The 17,729-nt window shown below is 36.7% G+C and carries 16 protein-coding genes, 1 tRNA gene and 1 other RNA gene; 4 read left to right on the forward strand and 14 right to left on the reverse strand.

What is annotated here, in order from left to right; genetic code table 11:
* Positions 1-7 precede the first annotated feature (7 nt).
* The 8 genes from HMPREF1639_RS03740 to polA all read right to left on the reverse strand — a co-directional run bounded on the left by HMPREF1639_RS03740 (position 8) and on the right by polA (position 9,218).
* A complete protein-coding gene (locus HMPREF1639_RS03740; protein WP_036763403.1) occupies positions 8-574 on the reverse strand; it encodes an RnfABCDGE type electron transport complex subunit G in 567 nt (188 codons plus the stop codon).
* Complete coding sequence (locus tag HMPREF1639_RS03745; RefSeq protein ID WP_036763406.1) at positions 574-1,560, reverse strand: RnfABCDGE type electron transport complex subunit D; 987 nt, start codon at positions 1,558-1,560, stop codon at positions 574-576. Before HMPREF1639_RS03745 ends, HMPREF1639_RS03740 begins: the two co-directional genes overlap by 1 nt.
* A gap of 18 nt (positions 1,561-1,578) precedes the next feature.
* Positions 1,579-2,922 (reverse strand): electron transport complex subunit RsxC, encoded by a 1,344-nt coding sequence (gene rsxC / locus HMPREF1639_RS03750; RefSeq protein ID WP_036763408.1) that lies wholly within the window; start codon positions 2,920-2,922, stop codon positions 1,579-1,581.
* A 439-nt stretch (positions 2,923-3,361) separates the two neighbouring features.
* Complete coding sequence (locus HMPREF1639_RS03755) at positions 3,362-4,765, reverse strand: C40 family peptidase (protein ID WP_052045407.1); 1,404 nt, start codon at positions 4,763-4,765, stop codon at positions 3,362-3,364.
* 410 nt (positions 4,766-5,175) lie between these two features.
* Positions 5,176-5,388, reverse strand: a complete 213-nt coding sequence (locus HMPREF1639_RS03760; RefSeq protein ID WP_036763413.1) for a heavy-metal-associated domain-containing protein — start codon at positions 5,386-5,388, stop codon at positions 5,176-5,178.
* Positions 5,389-5,414: 26 nt separating this feature from the next.
* Positions 5,415-5,978, reverse strand: coding sequence for a lytic transglycosylase domain-containing protein (locus HMPREF1639_RS03765; protein ID WP_330371691.1), 564 nt, complete (start codon positions 5,976-5,978; stop codon positions 5,415-5,417).
* On the reverse strand, positions 5,947-6,561 hold the full coding sequence (gene coaE, locus HMPREF1639_RS03770) for a dephospho-CoA kinase (protein ID WP_036763419.1): 615 nt from the start codon (positions 6,559-6,561) through the stop codon (positions 5,947-5,949). The genes HMPREF1639_RS03765 and coaE overlap by 32 nt, the downstream gene beginning before the upstream one ends.
* An 8-nt stretch (positions 6,562-6,569) precedes the next feature.
* Positions 6,570-9,218: a DNA polymerase I gene (gene polA, locus HMPREF1639_RS03775; protein ID WP_036763421.1), complete on the reverse strand. Its 2,649-nt coding sequence runs from the start codon at positions 9,216-9,218 to the stop codon at positions 6,570-6,572.
* A gap of 161 nt (positions 9,219-9,379) precedes the next feature.
* Here polA and HMPREF1639_RS03780 point away from each other — a divergent pair.
* Together HMPREF1639_RS03780 and HMPREF1639_RS03785 are read left to right on the forward strand one after the other, a co-directional pair.
* Positions 9,380-9,463 (forward strand) — tRNA-Leu (locus HMPREF1639_RS03780).
* A gap of 423 nt (positions 9,464-9,886) precedes the next feature.
* The gene (locus HMPREF1639_RS03785) at positions 9,887-10,798 is read left to right on the forward strand and encodes a LysR family transcriptional regulator (RefSeq protein ID WP_036763423.1); all 912 of its coding nucleotides are present in this window, start codon (positions 9,887-9,889) and stop codon (positions 10,796-10,798) included.
* A 98-nt stretch (positions 10,799-10,896) separates the two neighbouring features.
* Here the strand turns inward: HMPREF1639_RS03785 and HMPREF1639_RS03790 are convergent, their stop codons facing one another.
* The 4 genes from HMPREF1639_RS03790 to HMPREF1639_RS03800 form a co-directional block, all read right to left on the reverse strand.
* Positions 10,897-11,097 carry a DUF896 domain-containing protein gene (locus HMPREF1639_RS03790; protein ID WP_036763426.1) on the reverse strand — a complete coding sequence of 67 codons (201 nt, stop codon included), beginning with the start codon at positions 11,095-11,097 and terminating at the stop codon, positions 10,897-10,899.
* Between the two features lie 66 nt (positions 11,098-11,163).
* On the reverse strand, positions 11,164-12,555 hold the full coding sequence (pdxR, locus tag HMPREF1639_RS03795) for a MocR-like pyridoxine biosynthesis transcription factor PdxR (protein ID WP_242847273.1): 1,392 nt from the start codon (positions 12,553-12,555) through the stop codon (positions 11,164-11,166).
* Between the two features lie 71 nt (positions 12,556-12,626).
* Positions 12,627-12,814: non-coding RNA, 6S RNA (gene ssrS, locus HMPREF1639_RS09060), on the reverse strand.
* Between the two features lie 115 nt (positions 12,815-12,929).
* Positions 12,930-13,946, reverse strand: a complete 1,017-nt coding sequence (locus tag HMPREF1639_RS03800) for a LacI family DNA-binding transcriptional regulator (protein WP_036763430.1) — start codon at positions 13,944-13,946, stop codon at positions 12,930-12,932.
* Between the two features lie 302 nt (positions 13,947-14,248).
* Here HMPREF1639_RS03800 and acpP point away from each other — a divergent pair, with 302 nt between their 5' ends.
* Positions 14,249-14,476 (forward strand): acyl carrier protein, encoded by a 228-nt coding sequence (gene acpP / locus HMPREF1639_RS03805; protein ID WP_036763432.1) that lies wholly within the window; start codon positions 14,249-14,251, stop codon positions 14,474-14,476.
* Positions 14,477-14,742: 266 nt separating this feature from the next.
* Here the strand turns inward: acpP and HMPREF1639_RS03810 are convergent, their stop codons facing one another.
* Together HMPREF1639_RS03810 and HMPREF1639_RS03815 are read right to left on the reverse strand one after the other, a co-directional pair.
* Positions 14,743-15,753 (reverse strand): nucleoid-associated protein, encoded by a 1,011-nt coding sequence (locus tag HMPREF1639_RS03810; RefSeq protein ID WP_036763434.1) that lies wholly within the window; start codon positions 15,751-15,753, stop codon positions 14,743-14,745.
* Positions 15,740-16,672: an RluA family pseudouridine synthase gene (locus tag HMPREF1639_RS03815; RefSeq protein WP_242847274.1), complete on the reverse strand. Its 933-nt coding sequence runs from the start codon at positions 16,670-16,672 to the stop codon at positions 15,740-15,742. Before HMPREF1639_RS03815 ends, HMPREF1639_RS03810 begins: the two co-directional genes overlap by 14 nt.
* Before the next feature lie 121 nt (positions 16,673-16,793).
* Between HMPREF1639_RS03815 and HMPREF1639_RS03820 the strand changes: the two genes are divergently transcribed.
* Complete coding sequence (locus HMPREF1639_RS03820) at positions 16,794-17,639, forward strand: NAD(+)/NADH kinase (RefSeq protein ID WP_036763435.1); 846 nt, start codon at positions 16,794-16,796, stop codon at positions 17,637-17,639.
* Positions 17,640-17,729: the final 90 nt, after the last annotated feature.

Genomic DNA, 17,729 nt, shown 5'->3' on the forward strand with positions numbered 1-17,729 from the left:
GACCCCCCTATTTATTTACTGCATCGAATATCGCAATAGCTTCATTTACACCGCCAGTTACTGCCTTTGATGTAATTGTAGCACCAGATATCGCCTTTATCTGATTTTCACCAGGTGCACCACTCTTGATAACTTCTAGAGGTTTTGCAGCCTTGCCCTTGTACTGTCCATTGAAGGCAGGATCTGTTGACTTAGCACCTAGACCTGGAGTTTCACTGTTGTTACCAACATTTACACCAGTAATTTTACCATCTTTACTGATACCGATTGTTAGTTCTACAGGGCCACCGTAACCAACTGGAGCAGTCTTTATAGTATATCCAACAGTGTCAGCACCGTTAGTACCTTCAAAAACTTCTATAGTAGTCTTGGCACCTGCACTTGCATATGCAGACTTGTCAACTGGCTTGAATTCCTTTGCGTCTGGTAAAACAGCTATTCTAGCCTCGTTACTAGCCTTGATATTCAACTGCTCTATAACTGGAGATGTAACCTGGTTAGTACCAGCCAATAATAATGCAGCTATAGCAGAGAAACCAAAAAGAGTTCCTCCTATTTTAACCATACTATTCATTATTTACGCACCTCCCCGAATACTCTATTGTGTACGTACTTGTCGATTAGTGGAACTAAACAGTTGGCGAACAGGATTGAATACGATACACCTTCTGGATATCCACCGAAAAGTCTGATACAAGTAGCTATCACAGCCGCAATCGCTGCGTATATAATCTGACCCTTCTTAGTCATTGGTGAAGTTGTATAGTCAGTCAACATGAAGATACCACCTAGTAGTAGTCCACCTGCGAATGCCTGATATACTGCAAATTCTGCATTAAATCCACCAAATAAAAATGTTAATATGAATACCAAACATATATAAGTTACTGGCATCACATAAGATATAATTCCCTTGTAAATCAAATATATTCCACCAAGTATTAGTAGTAATGAGCAAGTTTCACCAACTGTACCGCCGATGTTACCCATAAACATACTACCAATTGAGATACCTGCATCGTGTAGCTTAGCTACTGCATCTGCAGAAGTTCCCATACCTTCAGCTCCCATTAACTTCATGTAGCTAAGTGGAGTTGCTATTGTTGTTGCGTCTGCGTTAGCTCCTGGCTTCAACCAAGTTGTCATTGCAACTGGGAAAGAAGCTAGTAGGAATGCTCTACCTGCTAGTGCTGGATTCAAGAAGTTGAAACCAATACCACCGAATACCATCTTTACGATTATGATAGAGAATATTGAACCAACTACACACATCCAAATTGGTAAACCTGCTGGCACGTTGAATGCCAATAGTAAACCAGTTACTACTGCTGATAAGTCATTTATTGTTGACTTTTTCTTTGTAATCTTGCAATATACCCATTCTGAACATACTGCACCGATAACACAAGCTAAGATTGTAATCAATCCCTGAACCCTGAAGTAATACAATCCAGCCAATGTTGCTGGCATAAGTGCCAAAATGACTTGCTTCATAATATATGAAGTATCTTCTTTAGTCCTAATATGTGGAGAAGAAGACACTATCCATTGCTTATCCATTTCTTTTCCCCCTAACTATTATTTCTTCTGAGCTGCTGCAGCTTTTCTTCTCTTAGCACCGATTTCTCTCTTAGCCTGTCTGATTGATGGCAATAAAAGTCTTCTAGCTGGGCATATGAATGAACATGAACCACATTCTATACAGTCCATAGCTCTGTGCTGCTCTGCCGCATCAAAATCATTTTTCAACGAATATGCGCTTATAAATAATGGTTGAAGGAATGCTGGACATACGTCAGTACACCTACCACACTTAATACAATTCATTGGTTCTGGTGCTACAGCTATATCTTCGTCTAAAATCAATATACCTGAAGATCCCTTGTTAGTTGATATGTCATCAGTAAACTGAGCAAATCCCATCATTGGACCACCAGCTATAAGTTTTCTAGCTACAACATCTTCCTTAAGACCTCCACACTGTTCAATTATTTCACTGAACTTTGTACCGATCTTTGTAACTAAGTTCTTAGGCTCCTTGATACAAGGTCCTGTAACTGTAGTTATTCTTTCAACTAGAGGCATACCAGTCTTGATAGCTGTTGCTATTGCTGCTGCTGTAGCAACGTTGTCAACAACTGCTCCTACTGCTATTGGAAGCGCTCCTGGAGGAACCTCTCTTCCTGTACATGCATAAATTAACTGTTTTTCAGCACCTTCTGGATACTTAACCTGTAAGCTTACTACCTCAACCTCTGGATATGGCTCTGCAGCCTTTGTTACGTTTGCAATGGCTTCTGGCTTATTTACTTCTATACCTATGAAACCTTTGTTTACGTCTAGAGCCTTCATAAGGGCCCTGATACCGTATACGACATCTTCTGGATGTTCTACCATCAATCTGTCGTCAGCTGTTAGATATGGCTCACACTCAGCACCATTTAAGATAACGTATTCCGCCTTTGAGTCTGGTGGAGGAGATATCTTTACATGGTTAGGAAATGTTGCACCACCCATACCAACTATACCTGCTTCTTTGACTATTCCAACAATTTCTTCCTTGCTCAAGTCAGCTATATCGCCATGAGGCTTTACACTTTCATGAAGTTCTTCTTTGAAGTCGTTTTCAATGACAACACACATAGCAGTACCATTAGGAACACCGCATGGCTTTATAGCCTTTACGACACCTGATACTGACGAATGGATGTTAGAAGATACAAATCCCTGAGCTTCACCAATCTTTTGACCTAGTTTAACTTCATCACCTACAGCAACAATACATTTTGCTGGAGCACCTATGTGCTGCTGAAGTGGGATATAAACCATAGCAGGCGCTGCTGCTTTCTCAATTGGTTTCTTGTTAGCATACTCTTTTCCATACGGAGGATGTATTCCTCCCTTAAAAGTTAAGAGTTTCATTTTGTTACCCCCTATTCTTAACTAATATTAAAATTTTCTCACTACTAGTATACCACTATCGCTATAATTAAGGCAAATAAAATTTATATATTATTTGTTATTCATATTTAATAAGGAAATACGCCTAAAAAGTTTATTTTATGCAACCATATATCATTAACTTAATTTATTCTTAAGCAGAATGACTGTTTTACATGCATTTTATATCCTTGCAGACCGAGTAAATGCAAGTTATTTTTCAGAAAAGGCCAAAAAAGTGATCCTTAAAAAATAAAAATCAAGTTTTTACAAGTTAGGAATTTTATTTAGGACATACTGTTTGATAAAATATATGCAATTTAATCCAACCGCTTATATTTCTCAATTAAAAAAAGACCACGAAAATTTTCCTTCTTCATGGTCTTTAAGATATCATATTTATAAGCTCTACAATAAAAAACTAGAACCTTCTAGCACCTAGACACTTAACCCAACCTTCTGACATATTAGATACCTTAACACGTTCTGGGTTAGTAGCTGTACCACTGGCATGTATAAACTTACCATTACCCATGTAGATACCAACGTGACTAGTAGTTCCTGAACCATTTGTATCAAAGTATAATAGGTCTCCCGGCTTTATATTTGATAGAGATACTGGACTACCTGCACTTGCCTGCGCCCTAGAAACTCTTGGTATATTTATACCCATCTTCTTATATACGTACTGAGTAAATCCTGAACAGTCAAATCCCTGAGTACTAGTACCACCCCATACATACTTAGTTCCAAGTAATTTCTGAGCATAGTCCACGACTTTGTTACCTGTTACAGTAGGCTTGGCTGTATTAGTCTTATTATTTTCTGCCTCTGTTTCAGGATTTGTTGTCTCCTTAACATTACTATTAGATGTATTGTCAACGATATTAGAACCGCCTGAAAGCTTAGATATATAATTAGCACCAACATATCCTGTTCTACCATTATCCAACTTTATCTTATACCATCCGTTTTCTTCACCAATTATATTGATTGTTGCATTATTTGCAAGAGTACCTATAACAGAGTTACCAGTACCTGCTCCTGACCTAATATTTAGGCCAACAGAACTGTTTACCCTACCCTGTGATGCTGAACCTGCATTCTGTTTTGTATTTTTCTGTGTATAGTCAGTTATATTAGTCTTGTCCTGTTCCGCTGTCAAACTAATATACTTACCACTAGCCCAACCAGTTGTACCATCTTTTAATAAAACCTTGTACCATCCATTAGAGGACTTAGAAACAACCTTGAATATCTCGCCCTTGTATATTACGCCTGATATTCCATTTGATACAGACGGACCTATTCTGATATTTAAAGATGCTGTAGATTCAATCTTAGCATTTGAATTGACAGCAACATCAGAACTACTTTCCTTGATATTAGTTGTTGACTTTGCTTTATTTCCCTGATTGTAATCAGCTGAGTCTGTTATCTTAGTATCTTTATTATTTACAACTTCCTTACCTGCCTTGTTTGCAGGAGTGCTATCTGTATTGTTCACAGCATTGTTGGCTATAATTGGATTACCATCCTTATCAGATACATAGTAACCACTTACCCAACCGCTCTGACCATCATCAGTCTGAACGTTGACCCAACCATTATTTCTCTCTTTAACCGTTATTTTTGAACCCGCTTGAAGCTCTGAGACCTTATTTGAAGTTGCACCTGGCTGTTCTCTAAGGTTAATTCCTGTAGTTGTTTGAGCATCCTGTTGTTCCACTGCACTAGTATTCTGTTGTTCCATAGCACTAGCATTTGAAACCGATATAGCAACAGCTGCAGCACCTAACCCTAACACTGTTATTGCTTTTTTCATCTAAATTCTCACCTCTCATTATTTTTTATCTTTATAAAATCCAGCTATTTTACATCATAAATTAAACTGATTTTAAAGAAATTACATCCGAAATTAATTGTTACATTTTTTTAACTTTATATTTTTCTAAAGTTTTATTTCGTTTTTCAATTCTTGCACAAGACTATAATACAACATTTTGTTACGACTTGTAAAGTATTTTTTCAAAAAAAGGTGACTTTTTTGCAATTTTTATGATTTTTTGTAACTTTTTTGTTTCTTTTGACCCCCTTGCCAGCATCTTTAGACCAGGTTTTTTGTAACTTTTTTGTTTCTTTTTTTGGTGAGAAAAGAAAAAATCTTTAATTTTTAATTCCTTACACACAAATAACGACTGACCCTATAGGATCAGCCGCTGAATATACACTTACTTATTTAATTTCCTTTAACTCAAATCCCAGTTCTTCAACTGCAGATTTAAGTTGGTCATCAGTTACACTGTCTGCCACGTCTACATCAGCATACTTACCTTCTAGACTTATTTCTACTACATCTACACCTTCTAAATCTTCTGTAAGTACGTCTCTTAGACCCTTAACGCAATTCATACAGTGCATACCTTCAACCATCAATCTCTTTTTCATTCTTATCCTCCTATCATCATATGCATTTATTCATACAAGTACTTATATTTTTCGTAATTGTCTAGTACCTTCTGGGAATACTTAGAAGTTTCATTAAATGGTATTTTGGCCAAGTTCTTTCCATCTTTACTGTAATCTCTTGTTCTCAACCATTTTCTTACATTACCTGAACCCCCGTTATAGGCAGCTATGACAAGTTTGTATTCACCACGAAACTCTTTTTGCAATTTTCCCAAGTACCAAATTCCAATCCTTATATTTGTCTCAGGGTCATATATATCAGCATCCCCAAGACCAAGCTCTTGTCGTCCCCAGGCAGCAGTCTTATCTGTAATCTGCATGAGACCCTTGGCTTTTTTAGAGGAAATAGCTCTTGTATGAAACTTACTCTCAGTTTTTATTATACTATAAACTAGGTATTTATCAACACCATACTCTGAAGAATATTTTTCTACATACTCTGAAAATTTGGTAGGATACAGGGCATATCCTATCTTTTTGTAATTTAAAGCCATAAAAAGTGCTATAAATACAAGTATCAGGGCCAGTATAAGCCTACTAGCCTTTAACTTCCTTACCTTCACCTTCACACATCCACTTTCTAATTTTTTTAATTAATTTTTCAACCTCACATTCAAGAGATTCCATATCACCAGAATTATCTACTAGGTAATCGGCCATTTTTTTCTTTTCTTCCTGGCTCATCTGGCTCTCTATTCTCTTTAGGGCATCCTCCCTAGAAATCGAATCTCTGTTGATCAAGCGTACTACTTGTTTTTCTTCATCACAATATACAAGAACCACTTTATCAACCAAGGAGTCGAATTTTGCCTCTAGCAAAAGGGCCGCATCGACGACTACCAAGTCTTCGTCTTTGTTATTTTCCAAGGCTTGACATACCAGTTCATGTATCTTTTTGTGGGAGATTCTGTTGAGGTCGCTCAACCTAGTCTTATCTGAGAAGACTATACTTCCCAAGATTTTTCTATCTATTTTGCCATCTATTATAGATTCCGGAAAGCTAGACCTCATTTCACCTAGTACATCCTCGTAATCATATATTTCTCTGGATAGGAGGTCTGCATCTATTATCACAGCTCCTCTTGATGCAAGTATCTTTGATATGCTGCTCTTTCCACAGCTAATATTACCAGTCAATCCTATTGTAAACATACTATCACCTACTTTGTTTCGTACCATGACTTGCCAGTATTTAGGTCTACCTTTAAGTCAACTTTTAAATTTACTGCGCTCTCCATTTCTTCTCTCAGGAGCTTTTCAACTTCAGCCAACTCATCAGCACTAGTCTCAACTATCAACTCATCGTGTACTTGGAGAATCAGCCTAGATTTTAGACCATTTTCCTTTAGTCTATTGTAGACATTTACCATGGCTATCTTGATAATATCGGCTGCACTACCCTGGATTGGGGCATTCATAGCTGCCCTCTTGCCCCTATTCTTTTCTATAAAGTTGCTAGACTTAATTTCAGGTATATACCTACGCCTATTGAACATAGTGGTAGAATATCCCTTGTCTTCTGCATCTGCAACTATATGGTCCATAAAGGCTTTGATAGTTTCATATTTGTTAAAGTAACTTTGAATATATTCCTTGGCCTTTTTCTGACTTATGTCTAGGTCTTGAGCCAAACCAAAGTCACTCTTACCATATATTATACCAAAGTTAACAGCCTTAGCAGCACTCCTAAGCTCGGGTGTTACCTGTTCTAATTCTACATTAAAGACCTGGGATGCAGTCTTTCTATGTATATCCTCACCACTGTTAAAGGCCTCTATCATATGTGGGTCATGACTCATGTGGGCTAGGACTCTTAGCTCTACCTGGGAATAGTCGGCATCTACAAGACTCATTGAATCATCAGCTATAAATACCTTCCTGATCTGCCTTCCCATATCCGTCTTTACAGGTATATTTTGCATATTTGGATCAGTCGATGAAATTCTACCGGTAGTGGTAATAGTTTGGTTAAAAGAGGAGTGTATCCTTCCGTCCTTTTCATTGACTAAGGACTCTATTCCATCCACATATGTGGACTTTAACTTTACAACTGACCTGTACTCTGTGATTAGATCTATAATTTCATGCTTGTCTTTTAGCTTTTCTAGTACCTCTGCATTTGTAGAATAACCTGTCTTTGTCTTTTTTATTACAGGTAGATCCAACTTTTCAAACAGGATTACTCCCAGCTGCTTTGGTGAATTTACATTAAATTTTTCACCGGCAAGCTCGTGTATATTTTTTTCTGTTTTTTCTATTATATTATTAAATTCTCCGGCCAAGCTAGATAGAATATCCCTATCGACACATATACCAACATACTCCATTTCTGCTAGAACCTCTACTAGGGGCATCTCTACATCATAGAATAGCATTGTCATATCGTCCTCTTCTATGATTTTCTTCATCTTTGGATATACTCCTTCGATAGTCGACACTAGGCCAGTTGCATACCTGTCTAGCTTGTCTAGGTCCACCTCTTCGTAAGTCAAGGCCTTGGCCCCCTTGCCTAAAAGATCTTCTTTAGACATTATAGTCTTGTAAATATACTTACTAGATAGGCTATCTATCTCATAGGATGTAGATGTCTTAGAATCTATCATATATTCAGCTATAGCTATATCGAAGGCCATGTTTTTAAGGTCTATTCCGTATGGCTTGAGAGCTACATAATCAGACTTCATTTCATAACCTATCTTTTCTATATCCTCATCCTCCAGTAAAGCCCTTATATCTGAGATTTTATCTCCTTCAACCCTATATACTTTGCCATCTCCCATACTCAAATACGTCATGTATATAGCCTGGTCAAGTATATTTGCTTGACGTCTAAGCACCTTTATAAAGACTCGCCCCTTATCTTTTGCCTTATTTATAAGGTCTTCATAGTCTGACAGTTGACAAATATCTACATCAACTGCCTCTTCATCCATGTCAAGCCCAACTATATCATTTAGTCTGGCGATTAGACTCGTAAACCTAAGTTCTTGAAATGCCTTTATTAGCTCTTCAAGAGAAAAATCTCCAAAAACCATTTGGTCTAAGGAATATTCAATTGGAACTTCCCTAAATATCCTTGCAAGCTCCTTACTCATTAGGGCTGATTCCATATTTTCTTCTACCTTCTTCTTTTGGGCTCCCTTTAGCTTGTCGACATTATCCAAAACACCCTGGACACTTCCGTACTCTAGGAGCAACTTGATGCCTGTTTTTTCCCCTATTCCTGGTATACCTGGTATATTGTCGGACTTATCGCCCATTAAGCCCTTAAGGTCTATAAACTGGTCTGGTGTCAATGAATACCTGTCCAATACAGCCTGCGTATCATACTCTTCGACCTCTCCAACACCCTTTTTGGTAATCAATACCCTTGTAGTGTCTGAAGCCAACTGAATGGCATCCTTGTCTCCAGTAACAATATATACCTCATAACCATTTTTTTCGGCATCCAGTGATAGGGTTCCAAGTATATCATCCGCCTCATAGCCCTCTATTTCCTGCCTATCTATATTCATCTTGTCTAGGATATCTTTCAATGGTTGTAGCTGCATAGCCAACTCATTTGGCATCTTCTTTCTACCTGCCTTGTATTCTGTATATGACTTGTGCCTAAATGTAGGTGCCTTCATATCAAAGGCCACAGATATATGACTAGGCTCATAGCTTTTTATCATTTTGAACAACATTGTCAAAAATCCGTATATAGCATTTGTCTGTAAGCCTTGACCGTTGTCCATCGGTGGTAGGGCAAAAAACGCCCTATTTATTATTGAATTACCATCAATCAAAAGTAATCTATTCTTTTCCATAATATTAATCGCTCCTCTCCTTGCGCATTAAACAACTAAATTAGATTATACCACAAATGCCTTATATATTTTTTTATAATTTTCTTTTTTATTCTTGTTTTTATTCCTATCCTATGGTAAAATACTTTATGTACTCATGTCGATACTGCTTGACACGGTAAGCCGCTGTGGCGGAATTGGCAGACGCACAGGACTCAAAATCCTGCGGTAGCAATATCGTGCCGGTTCGACCCCGGCCAGCGGCACTAAAAGACACAAGACAATGTTTTGTGTCTTTTTTTCTGTTTAAATACAAAAAAAGACCCCCAAAAAGCAAAAAACCTATAGATGAGATACAAGACCTCATCCATAGGAAAAAAATAGCCCTGATGACGAATATCGAGGATGTGAGGGAGTTTCGTCACCAGTTATAGGGTAATTATATTTTATAAAAATGACCTTGTCATTTCTACATCTTTATGATATCAAGTAAATATGAATTAAAAATATATTTAATTTGAATTTTGTATGATATATCATAGTTTTTTTATATATATCAAATGTATTTCATCTATGCATTATTGAAATAAGCATAGAGCTGTAGTATACTATTTTTATAAAACAATTCCAATTCGAATCTATAGTCGTGGTTTGAGCATAATAAACTTTTACAGAAAGGTAATCAAGCAATGGATATAAAACAACTAGAGGCCTTTGTCGCCGTAGCAAAAAACCAGAGCTTCTCTAAGGCTGCCAAGGAACTTTTTTTGACTCAGCCAACAATAAGCTCCCATATACAAAACCTAGAAAATGAGATGCAGACCTCTCTATTCAATAGAAATAACAAGTCTATCACCCTTACAGATTCCGGCTACATTCTTTTTAACCATGCCCTAACCATTCTTAACGACTGCAAGAGGGCGGTTAATGACATCAAGGACTACCAAGGAAAGATAGAAGGAAATGTAGACCTAATCTATACCTGTGTACCTGGTGAAGCCATCCTTCCACCTATGGTAAAAAAATTCTCAAGCAAGTACCCCGATGCCAGCTTTACCCTTAAAAATATGACCCATGACCAGGCCATTTCCGAACTGGTAAATGACAACGCTAGTCTCTGTCTTACATCTACAATTACTGAATCAGACAAGCTAGTATATACCCTATTTTCAAAAAATGATCTAGTTCTTTTGTGTCCACCAGACTTGGACATTAAGAATAAAGATGGCTACGTCAGCCTAGAAAGTTTTAAAAAATTACCTCTTATATTGAAGAGTGACGAAAGTTTAGATGGCGATTACTTGTCTAGAAAACTTAGTTCAGTAGGAATCAACCCCAAGGACCTCCATATAAGGGCCTATATAGATTCCGACAACCTTGTCATGTCTATGGTCAGCGCTGGTATAGGTTCCACCCTAGTCACTAATGCACTGGCTCAATACGGAAAAAGATACAATAACTTTAATATATACCGTATCGAAAACCTAAGTATGATTTCAGACCATTATTTGGTATATTCAGACAAAAAATTCCTGTCTCCTACCGAAAAGGCCTTCTTAAACTACGTATTTGAGCTATACAACCTAGACAAGCCCTTTTAAGCTAATAAAATACCGACCCAGCAAGCCAGCTAGTTTTCACTGGAACTTGTCAGGTCGGTATTATTTTTCAAATATTATCCCATCTAATTAAATTTTTCTTAATTTTGGTCCTCAGGTCTAACTACCTTAATACCACTCAACTGCTGGCTAAAACCTGCCCTGAAGTTTGCCAAGAATTCCTTTCTCAGGATATCCCTCTCTTTTAACTCATCATCAGTTAATTCTCTAGTCTTAGCTATTCTAGCAAGTTCATTAATCCTCGCCAACTTATCTTTGTCAAATTCATTGATTAAATCCATATCAACAACTCCTTTCCAAAATTATATTTTTCCCAAACATATCATACTTACCAATTATTTAAACTACTATAAACTTTTACCCTCAATACGACTCAATGTGTAGAACTCGTCCAGACTATCACTGATAATATCCACAGCTTCTTTTATTCTATCCACGCTCTCTCTGGATATATTTATCCTAAAAAACCTATCCTCAATATCCAGGTCATAATAAATATAACCTGGTTGGAGGGCTACCTTTTTATTATACATGAAATTCACAAAATTTCTAGATGAAAAACCCCTATTTAAGCCAAGAAAGAAATTTATTCCACCCTTATTCTTAATAATTGTAAGACGACCACCTAATTTTTTATTAATATACTTATAGGTTTCCAAAAATTTATCTGTATATATTTTTTCCATATCCAAGGTATGTTTATCCCAATCAAACTTGGACATATAATAGTATAGAGATTTTTGAATCAATGGTGATGTAGATATATCCGAACTATGTTTTGATAAAATAGTCCTCTCCACTAGTTCAGTAGGCACCACCATAATTCCCATCCTCAGGCCCGGCATCAGAATCTTGGAAAAACTTTTTATATATATAACCCTATTGTGACTATCATAGGACTTCAAAGTCCTGTTATTTTCAGACATGAACTTAAAATCACTTATAAAATCGTCCTCTAATATGTAAAAATTATATTCTTCCGCCAACTCTATTAACTTTTTCTTCTTATATTCTGAATATGATATACCTGTTGGATTGTGAAAATTTGGCATAACATACAAGAGTTTTGGTCTTATCTTTTCTAATTTCATTTTTAAAAGACCTATATCTATACCATCTTCTAAAATAGGAATAGATACTAGCTTTGTATTCCTCATCTTGAGAACCTCTATAGCACCTGAATATGTCGGCTCTTCAATGAATACCAGGTCTGAATAGCTAAGTAAACTCTTTGATATAATATCTATACCCTGCTGACCGCCAGATGTGATTATTATGTTATCAATACTAGTCTCAATCCTGTGTTTAGCTAAATAGTATACCATAACTTGTTTTAACTCATATATGCCATTCCCATCATCGTAGTTAAACAAACTAGCCAAATCATCATCCAAGGCCATATTAACAGCCTTCTTAAAATCATCAATCGGAAATATATCAGCAGATGGATTGCCTGTATCTAACCTATATAGTCCATTCTTTTCAGGTACAGACCCAGTACTTTTCATCTTAGAAACATAACATCCACTACCAGGCCTCTTGATCAAATAACCCTCATTTTCTAAGAGTTCATATGCCTTTACAACCGTAACACTATTTATACCTAGTAGGTCTGCCAACTTTCTTATTGGAGGCAGCTTTTCATCTCTGACCAGGCTTCCTTCCAAGATAAGATTCTTTATTACATTATAAACTTGTATATACTTTTTACCGTTTTTATCAAATTCAAATTTATACATGTCCAGAGTCATAGTATACCCCCAAATTAAAATAATTATATATAAAATAAAAGTGCTGCCAAAGCAACACTTTTATCTCCCAAAACACCGTAGACCAATTAAATTCACACCCGAGAATCACCCAGGTGGGTGACCAGTCTCATACTTTCTGAAATCCTAGATAAATCCAAGCATATCATACTAGTATATGAACACAGTCTCCCGTATAATATATGTAGGTTGAACTTACATATAGCCTTGTCGCATGTTCTAGATTTAAATATATTATACCACTTTAAATAGTAGCTAGCAAGATTTAATAGATCATTATTCCAAAGTATCTAACTTCAAACCTAGCAATCATTATATATTTAAAGCTCATTTACAACTAGTAGCTACATCCTAGCAACGCTATCCCTATCTGATATTGTATAAGGTAGTTCAACTTTTTTCTCGTCAATTTCTATACCCTTAATCATCTTTATTATCATCCTTATAGCGACTGCACCCATATCATATAGTGGTTGCTTGACAGTAGTCAGCTTAGGCCTGCACATCTTTGAAAATTTGGTGTCATAAAAACCTACTACTGAAATATCCTCCGGTATCTTATAACCCAAATCAAAACAGGCGTTCATAGCTCCTATTGCAGCTTCGTCACTTGTCGCAAATATAGCATCAACATCTACCTTTGATTCTAGCATATCCTTGACAGTCATATAGCCATCGTCAAATGATGGTCCACATGACTTTATTATATCAACATTGATTTCAAGCCCCTTTTCTACTATTGCTTCCTTGTAACCAGTCAACCTCTCATCTGCCAAGTTTGATATCTGATATGTTGTATTTAAAAGAGCTATATTTTTATGCCCCCTATCCAACAAGAAGTTAGTCATATCCTTGACTGCTGACTTGTTGTTTATAGATACATTATATATATCATAGTCCCTAGTAGTCTTGCTGATATATACCGCCGGTATGCCTGAATCCTCCAACATATCAACTACATCCTTGTCAATGTCCCAACTTATCATAACTATACCTTCAACTTGCTTGGCCCTAAGAATGTTTATATTTTTAATTTCTATATCCTTTTCAGAATAAGTGTTTGCCAATAGTATATCATAGTCATACATTTTTGATATTTCTTCAATACCATTGAGTACCTCTGCTGAAAAAGTATCCGTAACCTCAGGTACTATTACACCTATCAACTGGCTCCTTTTTGTTACCAAGCTTCTAGCCAAAGGATTCGGTACATAACCTGTCTCCTTTATCACGTCTAGAACTCTCTGCTTTACCTCATTTGTGACTGGTTTGGAATCATTAATTACTCTAGATACAGTAGATATTGATACACCAGCCTTCTTTGCCACATCTTTTATTGTAGTCGGTCTTTTTACTACCATTTTTCATTCTCCTTCCTCGAAAATTAAGAAGTCACCCTAGAAAAGGCCTATAGGTATAACCTTTTCCCAGGACTCAAATAATTTTACGCAGGTTTTTAAAAATAAGACATAAGTCTATAAAATTCAATTCTCTATCTAAATATTATATAACAAACCCCAAAATAAATATAGTTTTTTTGTATAATTTATGGTATTTTGTTGAATTTTTCCAAATAATATATTAATATACTCTATATACGATAAAGGTCGTAGCCAGAATATAGGGTCAATACTTACCCATATAATTTTTTAGGAGGACAATCATGTTTGATAAAATTAAAGAAATTATAGTTGAACAGCTAAATATCGATGATAGTGATTTCATAAGTATGGATACTAATCTTCAAGAAGACCTAGACGCAGACTCTCTAGATGCTGTAGAAATTATAATGAACATCGAAGAAGAATTTGATATTAAGGTTGATGACGATGAGTTAGAAAACATAAAGACTGTTGGAGACATAGTCAAGTATATTGAAAACAACAAGTAGGCTACCTTTTAAATAAAGCGCAGGCTACCACAAGGAGCATATATTTTGCCATAAATAATGAGACCTCAAATACCAAGTCCAGGGTATAAATATGAGGTCTCTTTTTATAACTTTTATGTATTTCTCATGTCAGGCTATTTTACTGCCAGACTATTATACTTATGCTAGACAATTTCACTTACGCTAGACTATTTTTACTTACGCTCTTCTATTCTATTCTATTCTAGCCTAACCAAACTATTTTTACTTATGCCGGATATACAGGACTATTTTTCCTCGTAAAAGTCAATATTCTTGATGGTGATGTCAAAGCTACCGTCCTCATTCTGCTTAAATGAGTACTTCATAGGGTCTTCAAAGTCGTCCAGTAGGCCCTTTATATCAAAACCTGTATTAGTCTTGATGCTCCTTCTCTTCAACTTCTTTTCTACCCAAGTCTTGTCTATATTGAAGCCCTCTACAATCCCCTTTTCAACCATCAATTCCTTGTAGGATTCCTTCCTGTCATCATCCCTAATAGACTCCTCTATAAATTTATCTAGATCAACGTCATTGGCCTCTTTTAGGTTATAGTTCAGAATACTTCTTACACTCTCTGCTTCTTTGACATCATTGGCATAGGCATTTGTAATCCAATTTTCCGTAGTATTCTTAAAGACCTTAGTCAGGTACTTCTCATCCCTGACCTTTTCAGCCTTCAAAAATTCTGTCACAAAACTGGAGTCAGTTTCTTGCTTTTCTGCTAATTTGTCCAAGACTTGAAGCTGCCACTCATCATTCAGACCACTTGGTCCTATCAAGGCCGCATGGATAATCTTCTGTGAATCCTGGATACCTATTTCATTAGTTACCATCTTGATGGCCACTAGGCTCTCGTTCTCATCGTAGACTATTTCGTGAGTGTATAGCTTCTTGTAGTCTAATTTTATGATAGCCACTCCCTTTTGGTCCTTGTGGGTATATAGGACAAGAGCTAGGTCACAGGAGTCCAACTCTGCATTAATCTTCATGGCATCAAACATAAACCTAGCTATTCCCTGAGAGCTGACTACAAAAGATGCCTCATCATATAGGATATGATCTGCGCATACCCTGATTTCATTTTCACCGTAGTCCTTAAACTTTGCCTTTCTAAGGTCCTCATCCCTAAGTATACGTCTAATGACCTTCTGATAAAAGGCATCCGTCTCTGGCGATATAGAGTTCTCCACATCATTTAAGACTGGAAAATCTGCATTTTTGTCCAAAACGTGTATAATAAATTTATTTATAATCATCTACTCTTCCTCCTAATTTTTCTAATAATTCCACCATATCTTGAGGTAGGTCAGCTGTCAATTCAATCCTATCTCCAAACCTAGGCTGGTCAAATCCTATCCTATATGCATGTAGGGCCTGCCTACTTATTAAGGGGCTATCAGGCTTTCCATAGAGGTCGTCACCTATAATCGGATGTCCAGTATGAGATAGGTGGACCCTTATCTGGTGGGTCCTACCAGTTTCCAAACGCAGGCTAAGTAGACTGGCCCCATCTAGCCTCTGTAGGGTCCTGAAATGTGTGATAGACCTCTGCCCCCTTGGGTCTACTACCCTACTTATAGAATCCTCTGTCTCCCTGTATATAGGAAAGTCCAAAACTCCACTATCTTCACTTATTATACCTTCGACTATGGCCAGGTATTCCTTGTAGACATTGTCCTGCCCCATGTCAAGTGATAGCTTGTGGTGGGCATATGAATTTTTTGCCACCACCACCAAACCTGAAGTATTCATATCTAGCCTATTTACGAACCTAATCCTAGGCCCTTCTCCTCTTCTATCTATGTGGTAGCTGATTGCATTGGCTAAGGTACCATCAAAATGGCTCTTTGTCGGGTGGACAACCATATACGGGGGCTTGTCTGCCACTATTAGGTCCTGGTCTTCATAGACGATAGCTACCCCCAGGTCCTGCCCAATAAAACCTGCCTTTTCTTCATTTATCTGTATTTCTATTATATCACCCTGCTTAACCATGCTAGTAGGTTTAGCTGGCCTGCCATTTATATATATATTATTTGCCCTCTTCATCTTGGATATGGACCTAACCGAAAAATTAAGGTCATCTATCAAGAGGTCCTTTATTTTCACTTCTCTATCAACTCTTATAAAAAAACTATTCCATTTTTGCCTATCTCTTATAAACAATTTCTTCACCCTTACCTTATTTTATAAGTCACTATGACCTCATTTTATCTTACAATATTGTACCATATATTTTACGCCTATGATATAATGAATTATAGGAGGGCACCCCAAACTTGGGTGTATAGAAAGCATGACTAGAAACGTTGTAATAAAATCCAATGAACTAGAAATTTCTAGAAAGATAAAAAAAATATTAATAGACAAGTTCCTATCTATCGGTTTTACTACCAGTGAAAATATCAGGGACAATAGCGAATTGGTCATATCAGTTGGCGGAGACGGATCTTTTTTAAGAAATGTAAGAGACCTGGACTTCCCTGATATACCTTTTTTCTGTGTAAACACTGGTCATCTGGGATTTTTTGCAGAAATACTTCCCACAGAGAAGGAAATTGATTTATTTATAGATGCTTACCTAAATTCAACCTATGATATAAAGGAATTGTATTTATTGGATGTAGATATCAAGAGCAAGGATGAAATATACCACACCTATGCAATAAATGAATTAGTGGTAAGGGGAAACCAATCTAGGACAGCCCACCTGGGTCTACACGTAAACGGCAACTATATGGAGACCTTCAGTGGTGACGGATTGATTATGTCTACATCTACGGGTTCCACTGCCTACAACTACTCTGCTGGTGGTAGTATAGTCGACAATAGGCTAAATATCATCCAAATAACGCCTATATCACCTATCAGTACCAATGCCTTCAGGAGCTTTACATCCAGTATTATCCTGCCAGGTATAGACAGTGAAATAGCCATAAAGCCAGAATACAAGGCTGAACACACTATAATCACAGTGGTGGATGGTCAGGAACACAAGTACAATGATGTGTATGAAATAAATGCTAGAAATGCCAATAAGACAGTCAAGTTACTTAGACTGTCTGACTATGAGTTTTGGGATAGGGTTTATATGAAGTTTTTGAAGACCTACGACTACAAGGTGAATGAGGCAAGGTTCTAATTTGTTATAATTCTTCAATACCTGTTAATACCATATAAAACGGTTCTATAATATATAGCGTTGATGGTAACAAAAATGCTTTCAAAGTCG

It is taken from the genome of Peptostreptococcus sp. MV1 (assembly GCF_000758885.1).
Taxonomy (GTDB): Bacteria; Bacillota; Clostridia; order Peptostreptococcales; family Peptostreptococcaceae; genus Peptostreptococcus.

Bases quoted from the DNA above. Each gene is read 5' to 3' on its own strand.
- HMPREF1639_RS03745 (WP_036763406.1), bottom strand. From the start codon at position 1,560: ATGGATAAGCAATGGATAGTGTCTTCTTCTCCACATATTAGGACTAAA.
- polA (WP_036763421.1), bottom strand. From the start codon at position 9,218: ATGGAAAAGAATAGATTACTTTTGATTGATGGTAATTCAATAATAAAT.
- HMPREF1639_RS03785 (WP_036763423.1), top strand. From the start codon at position 9,887: ATGGATATAAAACAACTAGAGGCCTTTGTCGCCGTAGCAAAAAACCAG.
- rsxC (WP_036763408.1), bottom strand. From the start codon at position 2,922: ATGAAACTCTTAACTTTTAAGGGAGGAATACATCCTCCGTATGGAAAA.
- coaE (WP_036763419.1), bottom strand. From the start codon at position 6,561: ATGTTTACAATAGGATTGACTGGTAATATTAGCTGTGGAAAGAGCAGC.
- HMPREF1639_RS03820 (WP_036763435.1), top strand. From the start codon at position 16,794: ATGACTAGAAACGTTGTAATAAAATCCAATGAACTAGAAATTTCTAGA.
- acpP (WP_036763432.1), top strand. From the start codon at position 14,249: ATGTTTGATAAAATTAAAGAAATTATAGTTGAACAGCTAAATATCGAT.
- HMPREF1639_RS03810 (WP_036763434.1), bottom strand. From the start codon at position 15,753: ATGATTATAAATAAATTTATTATACACGTTTTGGACAAAAATGCAGAT.
- pdxR (WP_242847273.1), bottom strand. From the start codon at position 12,555: ATGTATAAATTTGAATTTGATAAAAACGGTAAAAAGTATATACAAGTT.
- HMPREF1639_RS03740 (WP_036763403.1), bottom strand. From the start codon at position 574: ATGAATAGTATGGTTAAAATAGGAGGAACTCTTTTTGGTTTCTCTGCT.
- HMPREF1639_RS03790 (WP_036763426.1), bottom strand. From the start codon at position 11,097: ATGGATTTAATCAATGAATTTGACAAAGATAAGTTGGCGAGGATTAAT.
- HMPREF1639_RS03800 (WP_036763430.1), bottom strand. From the start codon at position 13,946: ATGGTAGTAAAAAGACCGACTACAATAAAAGATGTGGCAAAGAAGGCT.
- HMPREF1639_RS03755 (WP_052045407.1), bottom strand. From the start codon at position 4,765: ATGAAAAAAGCAATAACAGTGTTAGGGTTAGGTGCTGCAGCTGTTGCT.
- HMPREF1639_RS03760 (WP_036763413.1), bottom strand. From the start codon at position 5,388: ATGAAAAAGAGATTGATGGTTGAAGGTATGCACTGTATGAATTGCGTT.